A 14,818-nucleotide genomic window follows, 5' to 3' on the forward strand; every position below is an offset into this window, starting at 1 on the left:
CGGCGTGGCGGTCGAGAATGTCCGGCTAACGGCATTGATGTGCAGCAATGATCCACGGCCTCTGTTGGCGGTCGATCCCCACGATGCACTCTATCAGGCTCGCATACGCGGCGTATCGCGCGCGGCACGCTGTTCGCGAATTGACGTTAACGTCGGCGCGACGGTGCAATCGGCCGTCGTCATCGGCACGCTGATGATGCATCCTTTGTTCGTGAATGCGGTGACGTCCGCAGTGCATCGATGTCTGAAGCGCTTCGACTCCGAGCGCAGATGATTGAATGGTCGTTGCATGGACATGACGTCGACCGACGTGTTGCCGGCGTTATTTCTCGCACGCGCCGCTGGCATAAATCATACGGTCGCCGATTCAATTAAAGGTTGATATTGCCTCACCCATAAGTTCGACGTTCGGCATCAGCTTTTATGGGTCTATAACCACGCATGTATTTATCTGCAGAATCGATAGTAAGGTTAACGCTAACACCTAACTCTAAAAACTACTCAAGGTTGTCTGCTCTTTCGAGAGGAGGATAGTGGCCCCAGCCGAGCGAAATCACTGCTTGGGACAGGACATGGAGGTCGTCATGAACGACTTGGCCCCGATCGCCGCTCTGAACGCCAAGGGACTCATCGCCGTGCGGGTGTCGCGTCGCGACACGATCGACGGACCCGGCTCCGCACCGATCGCGCCGAACAACGGCAGCATGGCTTCTGAAGCCGAGGTCCCGTCCAGCAGCAACTAGGCCGAACTGATCCGGCCAGCATGCCCTCCCAGTGAAGTCGACTGACATGTACACAGCAACCGACAATTCAAGGTCACGGCGAAGCGACGCCGCCTATGTCACCGTGAGCGGAGCGGCATCTGCGCCTGCGGCCCTGATCAGCCCGATACAGATCGCGGTCTGGCTGCTGCAAGGCTGGCGGTGGATTCTGGTTGCCGCGCTCGTCGGCGCGATCGCCGCTGTCGGCGCGACACAACTCGTGGCGCCCCGCTTCACCGCGATCACCGATCTCACGATCTCGCCGTCCAACCTGGCGGTGACACCGAACGATCTCTACGTGACGAACATCCAGAGCGACAGCCAAATCCTGGATGTCGAGAGCAAAATGCGGACGATCACGTCAGGCAACGTCCTGCGCCGCGTCATCGACAAGCTCGGTCTCAGGAACGATCCGGAATTCTCCGACAAGTGGCGCCTGTTCGATCTTAGCTGGCTGTTCGATCGCCGGGCGCCCGACGCCGCCGAACGCAACGATCTGATGGCGGCGCTGGCCAAGCGCATCAACGTGACGCGACAGGAGCGCTCCTATGTCGTGACGATGTCGGTTTGGGCCAGTGAGCCGGCGCTGTCGGCGCGGCTTGCAAATTCAATTGCCCAGACGTTCCGCGAGGAGGTCGTTCGCGCCGACGCGGAGCGCGCCGGCCGCGCGGCGCAAGGGCTAACGGCAAGGCTGGGCGAGCTCAAGGCCGCGGCGACCGAGGCGGAAGACCGCACCGAGGCGTTCCGCCGTGCCAATGGCTTGCAGCAGGGGCCGTCCGGGCAGCCGCTGAGCTCGGAAGCGATGGAGCGCATGAACGGCAAGCTGACCGATGCCAAGGCGCGCCTCGCCGAGGCGGAGGCCCGCTACAACGAGCTGTCGCGCGCCGTGTCGCTCTATGGCGTGCAAGCCGGCGCGGTCCAGTCCCAGACCCTGTCGGGATTGCTGGCCGACGAGGCGGCGCTGCGCCGGCAGATCGCGACCCTCACGCAGACACTGGGTCCGCGCCATCCGGCGATGCTGAACGCGGTGGCCGAATCGGATGCCCTCACGAAGGCGATCAAGTCCGAGACCGAGCGGCTGCGCCGTGCCGCGCGTTTCGAGGTCGATCAGGCCAAGGTGGCGCTCGACACGCTGAACGAGGAAACGCGTACCCTGCGCGGCAATGTGTCGGTCGATGACCAGGCCCAGGTCAAGCTGCGCGATCTCGAGCGCGAGGCAAGCGCCAAGACCGCACTCTACCAGACCTTCCTGACGCGCTCCGGCGAGGCCGCCGAGCGCCAGCAGATTGACGCAACCGACGTGCGCGTGATCTCGCCGGCCGTCGCACCGTTCCGCCCGACCTGGCCGCCGCGTCCGATCATCGCCGCCGCTGCCGGAGCGGCGCTGGGCCTGCTGCTGTGCGCGGCCGCGCTCGCCGGCTTCGGCTATCTCGGTGCGCTTCGTCTCGCCAGGAGCAGGGCGACATGATGCGATCGGGCGAGACGCGCGAGGGCGGAACGATCGGCGTGCTCGGGCCGCCGCTGTTCGTGGCAACGCTGCTGTTCTATCTGATCACGCTGACGCCGTTCATCGACCTGTCGGCGGCCGATGCAGGCGATCCCGCCGCCGACAGGTCGAGCACGATCAACCAGATCGTCTTTCTCGGCCTGACCGCAAGCCTTTGGCTGATCGCCATCAGCTCGCCGGCGCGTCATCTCGCGGTGCGTCCGCGCGGCCTTCTGATCGCGACGCTGCTGTGGTTCGCGTTCGTCTCGGCGATGTCGGCGCATCCCGACCTCGCGGTGAAGCGCGTCGTACTGGCGACGCTCACGATCGTCAATGCCGGCATCTTCCTGCTGCTGCCGCGATCGGAGCGGCAGTTCGCCGGCATGCTGTCGATGTGCTGCATCGGCACGCTGGCGCTGGCCTATATCGGCGTCGCGTTGTGGCCGCAGCTAGCGATCCACCAGGCGAGCGAGGTGCGCGAACCGATGAATGCCGGGATGTGGCGAGGTCATTTCGCACACAAGAACGTCGCGGCGGCGGCGATGGTGATCATCAGCTTCGCCGGGCTCTATCTCTACGGCACCGGCCGGCGCATCGTCGGCGCGGCGATCACGCTGCTTGCGGTCGTGTTCCTCACCCAGACCGGCGGCAAGTCGTCGACTGCGGCGCTGCCCGGCATTCTCGTGATCGCTTGGGCCTTCGAGCGCTGGCGGGCGATCCGGATCCCCATGGTATTTCTTGGGATCGCGGCCTTCAACGTCATCACGATCGGTTGCTCGATCTCGCCCATGATGCGGGAGCTGGTCGCAAGCCTCGGGATCGATCCGACCTTCACCCACCGCATCGACATCTGGCGGCTTGGCGCCTCCGCGGTCGCGGAAGCGCCGCTCACCGGCTATGGCTTCCAGCTGTTCTGGCAGACCGACGAGATGGTCTACAAGGCCGGCGGCGGCGCCAGCTGGGCGGTCGCTGCCTTCAACGCGCACAACGCCTATCTCGATGCCGCGATCACGACCGGCATTCCCGGCCTGATCCTCACGGTCGCTTTGCTGGTCTGGCTGCCGCTGCGTGACGTGTCGCGCGCGGAGGCGCACGGCAACGATCCCGCGCTGACCCGTCTGTTCACCCGGATCTGGCTCTACGGCGTGTTCACCGCCTGCGTCGAAAGCATGTTCTTCCAATCCGGCAGTCTTGCCTGGTTCATGGTGATCGTCTCGATCTTCGGCCTTCGCCTGCAGGCGAGCGCTCATGAGATTCGCGAGGAGGACGCCGTGATGCATGTCGGGGAGACCGCCCATGCATAGTCCCGCCGTCGCACCCTGCGCGCCGGAGGCTGCATCCCGCCGGCCAGGGACGATCGACCGGCTCGCCGGACGTCTGACCAACGGCTTGATCCGGGCAACCCCGTGGCAGGTCATCCAGGTGCCGACGCGCAAGCCGATCGTCTCCTTCACGTTCGACGACGTGCCGGATTCCGCGCTCCGCGTCGGTGCTGCGATCCTGGAGGCGCGCGGCGTACGCGGCACCTTCTACATCTCCGGCGGCCTCGAGGGGCGCGTCGAGCCGGACCGCACCCTGATCGATGCGGCCGGTTGCAGGGAGCTCACCGCGCGCGGTCACGAGATCGGCTGCCACACCTACGGCCATCGGGACATCAGGCACGTCGATCGCGCTGAGTTCGTCGCGGACCTCGCGGACAACGCACGCTATCTCGACACGGTCGACCCGCGCCCGGGTCGGCGCAATTTCGCCTATCCCTACAACAGCGGCTGCCTCGGCAAGCGGCCGATCCTGGCGCATGCATACCGGAGCTGCCGCGCCGGCGGCGAAGCGATCAACCGCGGGCCGACCGACCCGACCTTTCTGAAGGCCGTCGAGATCCGCCAGCCCGAGACGCATGTGGCGGGATTGACGCGCTGGATCGACGCGCTGGTCGCCAAACCGGGCTGGCTGATCTTCTTCACGCACGACATCGCGCCGATGCCGACGCCCTATGGCTGTACGCCGGCGGGCTTCGAACGGCTGGTTGCGCATGCGATCGAGCGCGGCTGCTGCGTGCTCACCGTCGATGCTGCGCTCAACCGCATGGGGCTCCGGGAGGATGGGCGATGACGACCGAGCGGCGGCTGTTGGCGATCAACAATTACTTCTATCGGCGCGGCGGCGCCGAGAGCGTATTCCTCGACCAGATCGATCTGTTCGCCGCGGCCGGCTGGGAGGTCGTGCCCTTTGCGATGGAGCATCCCGACAATCTGCCGAGCCCGTGGTCCGACTATTTCGTCTCCGAGATCGAGTACGGCCGGATCAACGGACCGGTCACCAAAGCCAGGCAGGCGGCCAAGATCATCTTCTCGCTGGAGGCGCGCCGCAAGATCCGCGCTCTGATCGGCCGCGTGCGGCCGTCGGTGGCGCACGCCCATAATGTGTACCATCACATCTCACCCTCGATCTTCGACGTGCTCAAGGCCGAGGGCGTGCCTGTCGTGATGACGGCACACGACCTGAAGCTCGCCTGTCCCGCCTACAAGATGCTGAGCCAAGGCGAAGTCTGCGAGCGTTGCCGCGGCGGACGGATCCATAACCTGCTGCTGCGCCGCTGCGTCAAGGACTCGGCCGTGGTGAGCGGGCTGGTGTTCCTCGAGACGCTGGTTCATCGCAGCTTCGGCCTTTACCGCGACACGCTCGACTGCCTCGTCGCGCCGAGCCGCTTCTACCGCGACAAGCTGATCGAGTGGGGGTGGGATGCGAGCCGCATCGCATACATCCCGAATTTCGTCGACGCCGAGCAGTTCACGCCCTGGTGCCACGAGGGCAATTACTTCGTCTATGCGGGACGGCTCGCGCCGGAGAAGGGACTGGCCACGCTGGTGCGCGCCGCCGCACTCGCGCATCAGCGGCTGATCCTGGTCGGCAGCGGCCCCGAAGAACCGGCCTTGCGCCAGCTCGCGTTCGAGCTCGACTCCGACGTCGTGTTTGCCGGCCATATGGCCAAGTCGGAGTTGAAGCAGCTGATCGGAGAATCGCGTGCATTGGTGCTCGCCTCCGAATGGTACGAGAACGCGCCGATCAGCATCCTTGAAGCCTATGCGCTCGGACGCCCGGTGATCGGGACGCGGATCGGCGGCATTCCGGAGCTTATCGTTCACAACAAGACCGGCGCGCTGGTGGAGCCGGGCAATGTCGGCATGCTGGCCGAAGCGTTGGCCGCCATGGCGAAGCTGCCCCGAACCGCAAGGAACAGGCTGGGGGCCGCAGGTCGCGACTGGGTGCTGCGCGACTTCTCACCCGACAAGTACCGCGACCGCACGACGGAGCTCTATGGGACGGTGGTGCACTGATGTACACGTTGATACCAACCGGCGGAGCGCAGCGTCCGCCGAGAAAGGTGATCTTCCTCGGTCTGCGCGGCATTCCCGAGATTCAGGGCGGGGTCGAAACCCATGTCGCCGCGCTCGCCGTGCGCATCGCCCAGCGCGGCTGGCAGGTCGAAGTGCTCGGACGCAAGCCCTACCTTCCGTCGCCTGAGCCTTACGTCTGGAAGAACGTGACCGTGACGCCTGTCTGGGCGCCGCGTTCGAAGAATGTCGAGGCGCTGCTGCATACCACGCTCGGACTGTTCGCCGCAGCCCGGCGCAATCCGGACCTCGTTCATATCCATGCGATCGGGCCCGCGCTGCTGACGCCGCTTGCCCGCCTGCTCGGCCTTCGCATCGTGGTGACGCATCACGGCTTCGACTACGAACGGCAGAAATGGGGACGGATGGCGAAGGCGGCGCTGCGCAGCGGCGAATGGATGGGAATGAAGTTCTCGCATGCCCGGATCGGCGTGGCCAAAGGCATCGTCGATCAGGTCCGCGCCCGGTTCGCTGTCGGGGCGGCCTTCATCCCGAACGGCGTCGAGAGCAACCTGCCGAAGCTCGGGACCTCCTATCTCGACCATATCGAGGTGATCCCGAATCGCTACATCCTGTGCGTCGGCCGAATTGTCGAGGAGAAGCGGCAACTCGATCTGATCGACGCGTTCGCGCGCCTCGGCGATCCCGACAGGAAATTGATCATCGTCGGCACGGCCGATCACAACGGCAGCTATCTGCACGCGGTCGAGAAGGCGGCGGCTGCGACGCCGGGCGTGGTGATGACCGGCTTCCAGTCCGGCGAGAGCCTTGCGCAGCTCTATCGGCACGCCGCGCTGTTCGTGCTTCCGTCGAGCCATGAAGGCATGCCGATGGTGCTGCTCGAGGCGCTGAGCCACGGGGTGCCATGTCTGGCGAGCGACATCGATGCCAATCTCGCGCTCGAGCTCGGGCCGGACAGTTACTTTCCGCTCGGCAGGATCGAGGCGCTGACCGAAGCGATCCGGCTGAAGCTCGTTGCACCCGACAGCGCGCCGGAACGGGCTGCGCGCGCGGCGCGGGCGCTCGATCGCTTCGGCTGGGATCCGATCGTCGACCGGACCATCGAGGTCTACGAGAGCGCGTTGGTCGCCGTGACGCCGCGCAATGCACATCACGGCGGTGCCGATCTCAAGAACCACCTCGGATTTGGAGGCCGACAGTGACGCCTGCTCTTCGCAAGCTCGAAATGACGGTGCTGGGGCTCGGCTTCCTCGGCCTTGCCTGGAGCAAGGACAAGCTGCGCGGCTATGCCACGCCGAACACCGTGTCGAAATTCGACGTCGAGGGCCAGATCGCCTATCTGCTCGACATCTTCGGTTCGCTCCGCCGCTTCATGCCGCCGGATTTCGATCTGCGCGGGCGCGACGTGCTGGAGCTCAGCCCCGGCGCGTCGCGCGGCAACGGCGTGCTGTTCCTCGCTCTGGGCGCGCGATCCTATCACGCCATCGACGTGTTCAACCTTGCCGGCGACGAGGATCCCGTGTTCTACGAAGTGCTGCTTGATCGCTTCACGGAGGGCACCGCGGCGGATCGCCAGCGTGCACGCACCATCGCATCGACGACCGGCTCCCGCGATTTCGGCTATGCCGTGGGGCGGGACTTCGACATTCCGCGCCTCGCCGAGGGACGCAGCTTCGATTTGATCGTGAGCTGCGCGGCGTTCGAGCACTATGACAGCGTTCCGGATGCCGTTGCCGGGCTCACACAGGTGGCCCGGCCCGGCTGCGAGGCGATCCACATCATCGATCTCCAGACGCATTCGCGCTGGATTCGCGAGCACGACCCCAACAATATCTATCGCTATCCCGAGACGCTCTACCGGCTGTTCCGCTTTCCCGGGCAGCCGAACCGGCTGCGCCCCGCCGACTATATCGCCGCGTTCGGCGCCGAAGCCTGGAACGACGTCCGGTTCGTGCCGTCGCGGACCATCGATCCTGCGCTCCGCGATATCTCGCTCGACGGTCTTGCCGCGCCCTTTGCCGACCAGGAGGACATGATCGTGCTCGATGGCGCCTTGACGGCGCGCCATCCCGGCTGGTTTGGCGGTTGAGCGCGATCGGGAGAAGTGCCGTGGCCAGCCGCCGTTCCATTCTCCGCAGCATCGCCGGCGCAGCGATGCTCCTCCCGTTCGGAATGCGGCGGGCTGCGTCCGATCCCGTCAGCCACATCCCCACCTTTCGTCGCGGCATCGGCGTGTCGCATGCGTTCGGATGGGCCGACGTGCAGGCCGACGGCTCCTATGTGGACCCGCCGTTCACGGCGTCGCGGTTTCAGTTCGGCGCGGAGCAGCGGCAAGCGATCCGAGCTGCGGGGTTCGACTTCGTGCGTCTTGTCATCGATGTCGGTCCCTTCCTGGCGTCTGACGGCGCGAGGCGCGACCGGCTGGACAATCTTGTCATCGCGACGGTCCGTGACCTGCTCGCCGCCGATCTCGGCGTGATCGTCGATCTGCATCCGAGCGCGATGAGTCCGGCCTATCGGCCCGCCGAGCTGACGGCAGGCGTCAACACGCCGAAATTTCAGGCCGTGCTCGCATTGCTGACTCGCCTCGCCGGACGTCTGAGCGAGCTCATCTCGGAGCCGGGCAATGCTACTCCGCCGCGGATCGCGCTCGAGCTGATGAACGAGCCGGAGATTCCGGCGGCAGCATGGCAGCCGATGCTGGAGGCCGCTTACGCCGCCGCGCGCCGCGGCTCAGTGACGCTGCCGCTCGTGATCGGCGGCGGCTCGATGAACGCGCCCGGTGCGCTGGCGCAGATCGACATGCGCCGGTTCGCCGGCGATCGGCGCCTGATCTACACCTATCACGACTATTCGCCGTGGCAGTTCACCCATCAGGGTTTGCTCGGCAGTCCTGCCTATGCGCTGGATGCGATCGTCTATCCGGCCCCCGTATCGGCCGACGCGATGATCCGGGCGACCGATGCGCGGGTGATGGCGCTCGGCCTCAGCGGCCAACAACTGGACCTTGCGCGGCAAGCCAGGCGGACGCTCACGAGTTATGTCAATTCCGGCTTCAACCGATCGGCGCTGGAACGGACGTTTCAGCAGGTCACGGCCTGGCGCAAGGCGAATGATCTGCCGGCGCAGGCGATCCTGCTGGGCGAGTTCGGCGTGCGCAAGACGCCTTATCAACACACTGCCGCGGGCGCGGTCGCCCGCGCGAGCTGGCTGCGCGACATGCGTGAGCTCGCCGAGACATTTGGCTTTGCCTGGTCGTGCTGGACCTATCTGGCGGTCGGCGGCTTCGCGCTGGCCGAGCACGAGACCGGCCCTGGCTTCGACGCAGCGACCCGCGGCGCACTCGGGCTCCGACCTGCGGGAGCACCGGAATGAAACCGCAGCGCTATGCCAATATCGACGGCTTGCGTGCGATCGCAGCGCTCGGCGTCATGGTCGAGCACATGTTCGGCGATCTGCTCAGGTTGACGCCGCATGCCGCCGGGCCGATGAATGCGGCGGGCGATCTGCTGGTTCAGAATGTCAGCCTCGGCCGGTTCGGCGTGGCGCTGTTCTTCCTGATCAGCGGCTTCGTGGTGCCGTTCAGCATCGGCGGCGAACGGCCGCTGTTTCAGTTCGCCGTTTCGCGGGCGTTCCGGCTCTATCCCGCGCTGTGGCTTGCGCTCGCGGTGCTTGCGACCATGGCGTGGCTTGCCGGCGAGCCGCCGCGCGCGGTGACCGTGCTTGCCAACATGACGATGGCGCCGGCGTTGTTCGGCCAGCCCTGGCTGTCGCCGATCTACTGGACCCTGTTCATCGAGCTGGTGTTCTATATCTTGATCGCGCTGCTGTTCGCGGCCGGCACGCTGCGGCGTGTCGGGGTGCTGTCGCTCCTGAGCCTTGCACTCGTCGCCGCGACGGCACTGCCGGTTCAGTTGCGGACGCATGGCATGGCCAATCTGCCGGTGCAGTATCTCGGCATGCACCTCTCATTCCTGTTCCTCGGCCTGCTGTTGCGGCTCTGGCTGGTCGAGCGGGTGCCGGGCGCGCGGATTGCCGCGCTGGCGCTGGTCCTTGCGCAAATCGTCGCGGTGCCGTCGGTTGCAGCGTTCTCGCTGGCGCGCGGCGACAATTTCATCATGGAGGGCTTGAGGCCCGTCCTTGTCGCCTATGCGCTCGCCTTCGTGATGTTCCTTGCCGCCGCCAGGTTCGATCGGCCGCGCTCGCTGCTGCTGTCGCGGATCGGGCTGATCAGCTATTCGATGTATCTGTTCCACTGGCCGGTGAATGTCACGGTCTACCGGTTCCTGCCGTTGACCGGACAGATCGGCGACATCGCCACGATGCTGGTCTGCACCGGCCTCACTCTGCTGGTGTCCTGGATGGTCTACCGGCTGGTGGAGCGCCCGATGATCATGTTCGGGCGCGCGATCGTCTTGCGGCACGGCGTGGCGAGCCGGCCGTGACGCGTTGCGGCATCAGTGGATCGCCGCGTACATGATCTTCTCCTCGGTGGCTTCGAGCGCGGAGAATTCCTCGACCACCTTGCCCTGGCGCGAGACCAGGATGCGGTCCGACAGCGCCATGATCTCGGGCAGATAGGATGAGATCACCACCACTGCCTTGCCCTCGTCGGCGAGCTGGTTGATCAGCTCGTGGATCTCAACGATGGCGCCGACGTCGACGCCGCGGGTCGGCTCGTCGAAGATGATCAGCTCGGGCTCCTGCACCAGCGACTTGGCGATCACCACCTTCTGCTGGTTGCCGCCCGACAGCTCGACCACCTTGGCCTCGTCGCCGATGGCGCGGACCTTCAGCCGCTGGGTCCAGGTCTTGCCGACCGTGTTGGTCTCGCGTCGCGACAGCAGCATCCGGCCGCCCGGAAATTTCGAGAGCAGGCCGAGATAGATGTTGCGGGCGATCGAGGCGGTCTCGAAGAAGCCCTCGACCTTGCGATCCTCGGTGACATAGGCGATGCCGGCCTTGACCGCCGGCGCCGGCACCCGGTAGCGCACCGGCTTGTCATGCAGCAGGATCTCGCCGCCGTGGAAGAAGTCGCGCTTCAGGACGCCGGACACGATCTTGAAGGTCTCGGTACGGCCCGCGCCGACCAGGCCGAACACGCCGGTGATCTGCCCGGCGAACACCGACAGCGAATTGTTCTTCACCATCGGCGCCATCTTGAGATTCTGCACTGTCAGCACGCGCGCCCCGGCCGAGCGGACGCTGGTCTTCCGCGCGCCATACAGCGTGTTGGACAAATCGCGGCCGACCATCGCCTGCACGATCGCGGCGCGGTCGAATTTCGCCGCATCATCGGTGATGACGTGCTTGCCGTCGCGCAGCACGGTGATCCGGTCCGCCAGCAGCAAGGCCTCTTCCAGCGCATGCGAGATGAAGACGATCGAGACGCCGCGCTTCTTGAGGTCGCGGACCAAATCGAAGAAATACTTCTTCTCTTCCGGCGTCAGCGACGCGGTCGGTTCATCGAAGATGATGACCTTGGCCTTGTGCAGGACGGCGCGCGCGATCTCCACCATCTGCTTCTTGGCCGCGCCGAGCCCGCTCACGGTCGCGGTCGGCGTCACGTCGAAATTGAGCGATTGCAGGAATTGCTGGGCGGCGATGTAGATGCCGCGCAGCCGGTTGTAGAACTTCTCCTGCCCGAGAAACAGGTTCTGCGCCACGGTCATCGTCGGCACCAGGCTGTTCTCCTGAAACACCATGGCGATGCCGAGATTGCGCGCCTCGAGCGGCGTGCGCGGCGCGACCGCTGCGCCGTCGACCGTCATGTCGCCGGAGGTCAGCGTCACGACGCCGGCCATGACCTTGGTCAGCGTCGACTTGCCGGCGCCGTTCTCGCCGACCAGCGCGTGGATTTCGCCGCGGCGAAGGTCGAAATCGACGCCCTCAATGGCGGGGACGCCGGCATAGAGCTTGGTGGCCTTGCGCAGCGAAAGCACGGTGTCGCTCATGAGCCTGTCTCCTCGGCAAGCCCGGCGAGGGGCAGTTTCAGCACGCGGCCCGGTCCCTTGGCGATCAGCACGAGGTCGCCGCCCAGTTCGAGCGCGGCGACGACGCCGTGATTGACGCCGTCGACCCGGCTGTGCAGCGAATAGAGCGGCTTGCCGTCCTCGCCCAGCCGGATGACGAGGCCGTAGGATCGCGGCGGCGCCCATGGCTTGATGACGCCCATCGTCTTGATGTGCGCACCTTGCATCGGCTCCTTGAACGAAAAGCCCGATCGCAGCCGCGGCGCCACCCAGTAGGCCGGATCGATCTCGGCCATCATGCGGCGACGGTAGGCGGGCTCGCGCAGCACGAATTCGATCAGCTGGGTGCGTGCTGTGAACGCGGTGAGCCAGTAGCCGCCGCCCGCCGCCTTCGAGAGCCGCGATGGATAGACGGGCAGGTGGCCGAGCACGATCTGCGGCGCCTTGCCGTCCGCGACGAGCACGAGACGATGCCGCCAGCTCTCGCTGACCAGCACGCCATCGTCGCGGGCGCAGGCGCCGAAGGCGTAGCCGAGTTTTGAGGTCAGTGCTTTCACCGATCTCGTCTTGGGATCGAGCCGGAACACGCGGCCGCTGCGGTTGAGCTCCATCAGGTCGCGCGCCCAATCGTCGACGCCGCAGGTCGCCGAACCGTCGGTCGCGATCAACGTCCCGTCGCCCGCCGGCGCCAGCGCGTTGATCGCATGGAAGGCGGCGTCGCTGAACGTCACGCTCGGCTCGCTCCCCGAAGGATTGGCATAAAGGTGTACCTCGCGGCCGCCCAGCGCGACGGCGACGCCGCCATCAGCGAGCGCGCACAGCGCCGAGATCGGCAGCGCGAAGCTGCGCAACTCGGTCGCGGCGCTACCGTCGAGGCGCAGCAGACGCCGGCCGTCGGCAACGTAGAGGTTGCGGCCGTCGGTTGCGAGGTCTTCCGGCGCCTCGCATTCCAGCAACGTGGTCGCGGACTCCAGTTTCTGATTGGGCTTGAGTGCGCCGTCGAACGACGGCACGGTGATGGTGGCCTCGCCGCGGCCGAGAAACCGGTTAGCGAATTCCCTGACGGCCGCGATCACGACAGCCTCCCCCAGCGCTTGTCATACTGCACGAAGTTCGGATCGGCATTCTCGAGCTTGTAGCGGCCGATCCGGTTGTTCATGATGCCGCCGAGATAGAGGTAGCCGCGATGCTCGCGCATCGAGGTGATCATCGGATGGTTCTCGCCGCGCAGGTCCCAGAACGATTCGAGGATCTTGCCCTGCTCGTTGAACTTGACGACGCAGCCGGTGTTGATGTTCGGGAATAGCCATTCGTCGACCGGGACGCGCTTGGCCATGCGGCGGCGGAAGCCCGGCATCTTCCAGGCGAGGTCGAGCGAAGGGCTGCGCATGCCGACCAGCGCCAGCCAGTAATTGCCGTCGGAGGCGAGATTGATGTTGTCGGGATAGCCCGGCAGATTGTCCATCACCACTTCCACCCGGCCCTTTTTCGGTCCGGCGAACCACAGCCGCTTGATCGAGCAGCCGAAGGTTTCCGCGAACAGGATCGATTGGCCGTCGCTGGCGACGCAGATGCCGTTGGGGAATTTGAGGCCGCGCAGCGCGGTATGCGTGGCGCCGGTCTTGGTGTCGTAACAGATGATGCGGCCGTTGCCGCGGGCCTCGAGACCGTCGATCGGCCATTCGTCCATCTCGTAGCGCACGGTCGCTTCCGAGAAGAAGATCAGGCCGTCGTCGGTGATGTCGAGGTCGTCGGCGAGCCGCAGGCGGCTATCGTCGTTGACCGAATGCATGCTGCGGTTGGTCTCGTCGGTCGCCTTCTCCACGGCGCCGTCGGGCGTGATGCGGTAGAGGCCCATGCCGCCGATGCAGACATAGAGATTGTCCTGCCGGTCGAACGCCATACCGAGCGGCTGGCCGCCGATATGGGCGAACACCTCCATCCGTTGATAGTCGGGCGCGAAGAAGCGCATGATGTCGCCATGGCGCGAGCCGGCGTAGAGATTGTTGTTGCGATCGAGGATCACGTCCTCCGGCGCCTCGATACGGCCGAGCCCGATCAGTTCGACGTCGCGCAGCTTGTCGTTCTGCTCGAACGGTCCGCCCTGGCCGATCTCGGTGGCCGGTGGCGGCGGTAGCGCATGATAGGTCGGTGCGACATAGACCTTGCTGATGATGCGGGTGCGGTTCTTCTGCCAGCGGATGTCGACCATCGCGGCGACCAGCAGGATGCCGGCGAGCGCCATGCGGTTGATGCCGCCGCGCGCATTGAGCGTGGTCAGGCCGTTGGTGATCAGGAGCACGATCAGCACGCCGACCAGCGATTTGGCGACCGAGCCCTTGCCGCCGCCGAGCGTGATGCCGCCGAGCACGGTTGCCGTCAGCACGATCACCTCGAGACCGACGCCGATGTCGCCGCCGACGGTACCGAGCCGTGCGGCAAAGAACAGTGCGGCGATGCTGGTCAGCGCGCCGCTTGCGACGTAGCAGAGCGCGATGGTGCGGCGGACCGGAATGCCGGAATTGTAAGCCGAGCGGCGCGAGCCGCCGATCGCCGTGATGTGCCAGCCAGGCCGCAGCCGGGTCATGAAGATATGGCCGAAGATCGCGATCGCGATATAGACCAGCGCAACGCTCGGAATCCCGAACACGTCGCCGCCGCCGATGAAATTCCAAGACGGGATATCGGGAAAGGCCGCGGCGATCGCGTTGGAGTAGCGCTGGATCAGAAGATCGAATGCCGACCGGTAGATGATCAACGTGATCAGCGTGGTGATGAAGGCGCGCAGCCGCAAGTAGCCGATCAGGACGCCGTTGACGGCGCCGAGCAGCGCGCCGCAGGCCAGGGTCGCCACCACCACCGCGGGCACCGGCCAGTTCAGCACGTCGAGCAGATAGAGTGCGCAGAAATCCGTCAGCGCGAAGATCGAGCCGACCGACAGGTCGATGCCGCCGACGATGACCACCAGCGCCATGCCGAGCCCGATGAAGCCGATCTCGCCGGCTTGGCGGGCGGTGTCGGCAAGGCTTGCCGGCGACAGGAAGTGATCGATGGAGCGGCTCAGCGCGAAGCCGACGATCAACAGCAGGATCACCGGGATTGCGGTCTCGGTCCAACGCTTCGACAGGATCTCGCCGAGGAGATGGTCCGGCCAGTAGCGGTAACGCAGGCTCGTCAAGGTGTCGCGCATCGGCATTCCAGCAAGGCGTTGGATTTCGGGAGATCGACGTCCCGGGCAGGTCA

General features: G+C 65.8%; 13 protein-coding genes. 10 read left to right on the forward strand and 3 right to left on the reverse strand.

The window, feature by feature from the left end:
• The first annotated feature begins 4 nt into the window (after positions 1-4).
• The 10 genes from ACVMB0_RS10430 to ACVMB0_RS10475 all read left to right on the forward strand — a co-directional run bounded on the left by ACVMB0_RS10430 (position 5) and on the right by ACVMB0_RS10475 (position 10,048).
• Positions 5-274 (forward strand): hypothetical protein, encoded by a 270-nt coding sequence (locus tag ACVMB0_RS10430; RefSeq protein ID WP_456750890.1) that lies wholly within the window; start codon positions 5-7, stop codon positions 272-274.
• Between the two features lie 310 nt (positions 275-584).
• Positions 585-743: a hypothetical protein gene (locus ACVMB0_RS10435; RefSeq protein WP_461346164.1), complete on the forward strand. Its 159-nt coding sequence runs from the start codon at positions 585-587 to the stop codon at positions 741-743.
• A gap of 46 nt (positions 744-789) precedes the next feature.
• Positions 790-2,229, forward strand: a complete 1,440-nt coding sequence (locus ACVMB0_RS10440; protein WP_461346165.1) for a GumC family protein — start codon at positions 790-792, stop codon at positions 2,227-2,229.
• Positions 2,226-3,551, forward strand: coding sequence for an O-antigen ligase family protein (locus tag ACVMB0_RS10445; protein ID WP_461346166.1), 1,326 nt, complete (start codon positions 2,226-2,228; stop codon positions 3,549-3,551). The genes ACVMB0_RS10440 and ACVMB0_RS10445 overlap by 4 nt, the downstream gene beginning before the upstream one ends.
• A complete protein-coding gene (locus ACVMB0_RS10450) occupies positions 3,544-4,359 on the forward strand; it encodes a polysaccharide deacetylase family protein (RefSeq protein WP_461346167.1) in 816 nt (271 codons plus the stop codon). The genes ACVMB0_RS10445 and ACVMB0_RS10450 overlap by 8 nt, the downstream gene beginning before the upstream one ends.
• Complete coding sequence (locus ACVMB0_RS10455; RefSeq protein WP_461346168.1) at positions 4,356-5,585, forward strand: glycosyltransferase family 4 protein; 1,230 nt, start codon at positions 4,356-4,358, stop codon at positions 5,583-5,585. The genes ACVMB0_RS10450 and ACVMB0_RS10455 overlap by 4 nt, the downstream gene beginning before the upstream one ends.
• Complete coding sequence (locus ACVMB0_RS10460) at positions 5,585-6,805, forward strand: glycosyltransferase family 4 protein (protein ID WP_461346169.1); 1,221 nt, start codon at positions 5,585-5,587, stop codon at positions 6,803-6,805. Before ACVMB0_RS10455 ends, ACVMB0_RS10460 begins: the two co-directional genes overlap by 1 nt.
• Positions 6,802-7,692, forward strand: coding sequence for a hypothetical protein (locus tag ACVMB0_RS10465; RefSeq protein WP_461346170.1), 891 nt, complete (start codon positions 6,802-6,804; stop codon positions 7,690-7,692). Before ACVMB0_RS10460 ends, ACVMB0_RS10465 begins: the two co-directional genes overlap by 4 nt.
• A 20-nt stretch (positions 7,693-7,712) precedes the next feature.
• A complete protein-coding gene (locus tag ACVMB0_RS10470) occupies positions 7,713-8,978 on the forward strand; it encodes a glycoside hydrolase family 5 protein (protein WP_461346171.1) in 1,266 nt (421 codons plus the stop codon).
• Positions 8,975-10,048, forward strand: a complete 1,074-nt coding sequence (locus ACVMB0_RS10475; RefSeq protein WP_456750881.1) for an acyltransferase family protein — start codon at positions 8,975-8,977, stop codon at positions 10,046-10,048. Before ACVMB0_RS10470 ends, ACVMB0_RS10475 begins: the two co-directional genes overlap by 4 nt.
• A 12-nt stretch (positions 10,049-10,060) precedes the next feature.
• Here the strand turns inward: ACVMB0_RS10475 and ACVMB0_RS10480 are convergent, their stop codons facing one another.
• Genes ACVMB0_RS10480 through ACVMB0_RS10490 form a run of 3 tightly spaced genes read right to left on the reverse strand, consistent with a single transcriptional unit; the run spans position 10,061 to position 14,771 of the window.
• Complete coding sequence (locus tag ACVMB0_RS10480; protein ID WP_456750880.1) at positions 10,061-11,557, reverse strand: sugar ABC transporter ATP-binding protein; 1,497 nt, start codon at positions 11,555-11,557, stop codon at positions 10,061-10,063.
• Positions 11,554-12,651 carry an SMP-30/gluconolactonase/LRE family protein gene (locus tag ACVMB0_RS10485; protein WP_461346172.1) on the reverse strand — a complete coding sequence of 366 codons (1,098 nt, stop codon included), beginning with the start codon at positions 12,649-12,651 and terminating at the stop codon, positions 11,554-11,556. The genes ACVMB0_RS10480 and ACVMB0_RS10485 overlap by 4 nt, the downstream gene beginning before the upstream one ends.
• The gene (locus tag ACVMB0_RS10490) at positions 12,648-14,771 is read right to left on the reverse strand and encodes an ABC transporter permease (RefSeq protein WP_456750878.1); all 2,124 of its coding nucleotides are present in this window, start codon (positions 14,769-14,771) and stop codon (positions 12,648-12,650) included. The genes ACVMB0_RS10485 and ACVMB0_RS10490 overlap by 4 nt, the downstream gene beginning before the upstream one ends.
• Between the last annotated feature and the right edge of the window lie 47 nt (positions 14,772-14,818).

It is taken from the genome of Bradyrhizobium sp. USDA 4451 (assembly GCF_054822585.1).